Source organism: Cupriavidus phytohabitans (assembly GCF_017815025.1).
Lineage (GTDB): Bacteria > Pseudomonadota > Gammaproteobacteria > Burkholderiales > Burkholderiaceae > Cupriavidus.
This window is the reverse complement of the sequence record NZ_JAGIQB010000269.1, coordinates 1-409: the sequence shown is the minus strand read 5'-3', so window position 1 is coordinate 409 and position 409 is coordinate 1. Positions and strand designations below refer to the sequence as shown.

1 protein-coding gene is annotated in these 409 nt (G+C 61.6%); it reads left to right on the top strand.

The window, feature by feature from the left end; all coding sequences use genetic code 11:
* Nucleotides 1-118 precede the first annotated feature (118 nt).
* A partial coding sequence (locus J8I34_RS34445) for a transposase (RefSeq protein WP_209808643.1) occupies nt 119-409 on the top strand: 291 nt, incomplete at its 3' end.

The following is a 409-nucleotide window of genomic DNA, read 5'->3' as shown; positions in this document are numbered from 1 at the left end:
AAAATAGCGAGCCCTTCAGCCTTGTAGAGGCAAGCTTCGCTTTTTGCGCGGCTAGTACTTCAGCAGCCTGCTAGGCGGCAATCTGGTTCCCACCAGAATTTGGTGGGAACCAGAAGAAATGGAGATCAAGGCGCGAGGTCGCCGGCGAGGCTCCAAGAATTACGCAAAGGAATTCCGCACGCAGGTCGTGGCGGAAACGCTGGACCCGGCACGCTCACTGGCAGAAGTCGCGCGCTCACATGGACTGAACGCGAATCTCGTGTCGAAGTGGCGGCGGGATCAGGAGCGGGCCGCGGCGTCCGCATCCGAGCCGGCCGAACTATTCCTGCCCAAGAGATGGCATCGCCGCCGATGCCGGAGCCGATTGGATCGTCCGGGCTCGTCATCGAATGTCGGGGCGTGCGCGTGT